The sequence below is a fragment of the uncultured Agitococcus sp. genome (genome assembly GCF_937920075.1).
Taxonomy (GTDB): Bacteria; Pseudomonadota; Gammaproteobacteria; order Pseudomonadales; family Moraxellaceae; genus Agitococcus.
Window position 1 is genome coordinate 1 of record NZ_CALETI010000116.1, and the last position, 1,928, is coordinate 1,928.

The following is a 1,928-nucleotide window of genomic DNA, read 5'->3' on the forward strand; positions in this document are numbered from 1 at the left end:
CAACGATTCTTTATACAGTTATACAGATAATTATTGCGTTGCCAAAACTTAAACAGTCATTCAGTGAATGGCGCAAAAAATGAAGCCTAATTATTTTGTGATTTATACGCTTTTGTCAATGGTCAGCTTTCCGTTTTTATTGTTGTGGGTTTTCGTTAAAGGTTTGGGGTGATGATATGAGTGCAGATAATCCGAACTATAAAACCGTTTTAGTATCAGATTTAATTCCTTATGCGCGAAACAGCCGAACTCATAGCGATGTACAGGTAAATAAAATCGCGTCAAGCATTAAAGAGTTTGGTTTTCTTAGTCCTGTTTTGATTGATAAAGACAACGGCATCATTGCAGGTCATGGCCGCGTTATGGCCGCTCAAAAGTTAGGTTTGAAAGAAGTACCAGTGCTACAAATTAGCCATTTAAGCGAATCACAAAAACGCGCTTATATTATTGCTGATAACCGTCTTGCTTTAGATGCAGGGTGGGACGAGGAAATGCTTCGTGTAGAGTTTGCAGAACTTGCAGATAATGGTTTTAATTTGGAGCTAACTGGTTTTGAATTAGGCCAGATTGAAGATATAGATAGTGGCGTTTTTGGCGATGAAAGAAAGATGGACGAAGATAAATACACTGCAAAACTTGAGACTCCTATTTATGAGATAAAAGGCGAAAATCCAACAATTCAAGAATTATATAATAATGATAAAACAGGAAATTTAGTAGAAAAAATATTAAAAACAAATATGCCCGATGATGTAAAAGGCTTTTTAATGGCGGCAGCCACGCGGCACACTGTTTTTAATTATGAAAAAATAGCAGAGTTTTACGCACGCCAAGACGCAGATATTAAGTCTTTAATGGAAGAGTCAGCACTCGTTATTATTGATTACAACAAAGCAATAGAAAATGGGTACGTAAAACTGACAAAAGAGCTTATGAGATTAAGCGGGGAATCTGAGAATGAATAAGCTACTAGATTATGCCGTTATAATCCCCACGCATGGTAGATATGATAGAGTTTTTACAATAGACAGCCTTAGAAAATCAGGATATACAGGCGACATTTATTTATTATGCGATGATGAAGATAAACAGCTAGAGCAATACAAAGAAAAATATGGCGATAAAGTTATAGTATTTAGCAAAGATGAATACATTGGAAAGTTTGACAAAATGGATAATTTTGGAAATAAAGCCTGTGTTGTATATGCAAGAAACGCTATGTGGGACGCAGCAAAAAAACTAGGCTTAAAGTTTTTTATTGTTGCTGATGATGATTATACAGCGTTAGAATATCGCATTACAGCAGACGGAGGGTATTATGCTAAAAAGATCAAAAATGCTGATGGGGTTTTTGCAGCATACGTCAACTTTTTAAAGACATCAGGCGTTGACACTGTTTGCTTTGCACAGGGTGGAGATTATATCGGCGGGAAAGATAATAGCAAGGTGAAAAACGGATTTAAGGTCAGTCGAAAAATGATGAATCTTTATTTTTTTAGCGCAGACAAGCCGATTGAGTTTAAAGGCACAATCAATGAGGACTTAACCAGCAGCGTGACCGAAGGCCAGCGAGGGCAAATTATTTTAACATCGCTGATGAATAGCGTTGTGCAAAAAGAAACACAAACCAATGCGGGTGGACTGACTGAGATATATTTAGAGCTTGGCACATACACCAAGTCTTTTTATTCGGTCATGGCCGCGCCGAGTTGCGTTAAAATCGCAAGCATGGGCGATACCCATTTAAGGATACACCACGAGGTGCACTGGAAAAATGCAGTCCCTAAAATTATTAGAGAGGACTAATATGTCAAAACCATTGCACCAACCAACAGAAAAAACGAGAGCAGAAATTATCGCTTTGCGTTCTTATGGTGTGCCTATTAAAGAAGTTGCTGCATATATCGGCATAGATGATAAAACGCTGT

The 1,928-nt window shown here is 37.6% G+C and carries 2 protein-coding genes; both read left to right on the forward strand.

Annotated features, from left to right (window positions below; genetic code table 11):
* Positions 1 to 176: 176 nt before the first annotated feature.
* A complete protein-coding gene (locus Q0212_RS04255) occupies positions 177 to 965 on the forward strand; it encodes a ParB/Srx family N-terminal domain-containing protein (RefSeq protein WP_297922705.1) in 789 nt (262 codons plus the stop codon).
* Entirely contained in the window at positions 958 to 1,806 is an 849-nt protein-coding gene (locus Q0212_RS04260) for a hypothetical protein (RefSeq protein WP_297922708.1), read from the forward strand. Before Q0212_RS04255 ends, Q0212_RS04260 begins: the two co-directional genes overlap by 8 nt.
* The last annotated feature ends 122 nt before the right edge of the window (positions 1,807 to 1,928 follow it).